The sequence below is a fragment of the Peribacillus psychrosaccharolyticus ATCC 23296 genome (genome assembly GCF_000305495.1).
GTDB lineage: Bacteria > Bacillota > Bacilli > Bacillales > DSM-1321 > Peribacillus > Peribacillus psychrosaccharolyticus.
Map to the genome: position 1 here is coordinate 1 of NZ_AJTN02000103.1, position 1,553 is coordinate 1,553.

Below are 1,553 nucleotides of genomic sequence, written 5' to 3' on the forward strand. Positions count from 1 at the left end.
GTAAAGAGTATTAAGAAATTGCTGGCACAGGATGAATACGAAGAGCAGTTTCCTGAGTCGGAATTTTTACTGGCACTTGGTGAGCTTGAGGAGCGTCTTGGTGTTGAGTATGCACCGGCGCAGCAAGAAGCCATTCAGACAGCTCTGCAGTCGCCAATGATGATTCTTACTGGTGGACCTGGTACAGGAAAAACGACGGTTATAAAAGGAATTGTTGAGCTGTACAGTGAACTCCATGGAGTGTCGATGGATATTGGCACTTACAAAGCGGACGAGCCATTTCCCTTTGTGCTTGCAGCGCCGACGGGCCGTGCAGCAAAACGGATGGCCGAATCAACTGGATTACCGGCTGTGACGATCCATCGTTTGCTCGGATGGAACGGTGCGGATGGCTTTGCGCATGATGAAGACAATCCGCTTTCAGGCCGAATCGTTATTATTGATGAGATGTCGATGGTTGATACTTGGCTTGCGCATCAGCTGTTGAAGGCTTTACCCGAGCATGTTCAGTTGATTTTGGTAGGAGATGAAGATCAGCTGCCATCGGTTGGACCAGGTCAAGTGTTGAAAGATTTATTGGCATCAGGCAGTGTTCCAATGGTAGGTCTCGAGCAAATTTATCGTCAAGCGGATGGCTCATCCATTATTGAGCTTGCCCATGAAATTAAACGCGGCCAGCTGCCGAGTGACTTTTCAAAGCAACAGACTGATCGCTCGTTCATTCGCTGCGGGTCGGGGCAGATTGCCCAGGTTGTTGAAAAGGTTGTCGCGAATGCTAAGTCCAAGGGATTCACCGCCCGTGATGTTCAGGTTCTGGCACCCATGTACCGTGGCCCGGCCGGAATTGATAATCTTAATAAAATTTTGCAAGAAGTATTTAATGCAAATACGGATAAGAAAAAGCGTGAGTTAAAGTTTGGTGATGTGGTTTATCGGACAGGCGACAAAGTACTGCAACTGGTCAATCAGCCGGAAAGCGGCGTGTACAATGGCGACATGGGAGATATTGTGTCGGTCCTGTATGCCAAAGAGAATACGGATAATGTTGATAAGCTCGTGCTTTCGTTTGATGGCATTGAAGTGGTTTATGCCAAGCAAGAGCTCGGACAAATCACACATGCTTATTGCTGCTCTATTCATAAATCACAGGGTAGTGAATTTCCAATTGTTATTTTACCAGTTGTAAAAAGCTATTACCGTATGCTCCGGCGGAATCTGCTCTACACTGCCATTACAAGGAGTAAAAACTTCTTAATTTTGTGCGGCGAGGAAGATGCCTTTCGTCAAGGCATTGAGCGAAATAGCGAAACAAACCGCAAAACCACACTGCAGCAAAAACTAAGCAGTTACATTGCGGGTAATGGTATGAACGAAGAACGTCCGGTAGAGGATGAAGGCGAAACAGCCCAAACCACAGCCGCCGCCACAACAGAAGACTATATCGAAGCACTCATGAAAGTCGACCCCATGATCGGCATGGACTACGTAACCCCAGATGACTTCATCTAAGTCGGAGAATATTCTCCGGCTTTTTTTGATGTGATTTTGGGAAT

1 protein-coding gene is annotated in these 1,553 nt (G+C 46.9%); it reads left to right on the forward strand.

All coding sequences use genetic code 11. The annotated features are described in order from the left end of the window. On the forward strand, nt 1–1,509 hold a 1,509-nt coding region (gene recD2, locus WYK_RS06240), incomplete at its 5' end, for an SF1B family DNA helicase RecD2 (protein WP_040373699.1). Nucleotides 1,510–1,553: the final 44 nt, after the last annotated feature.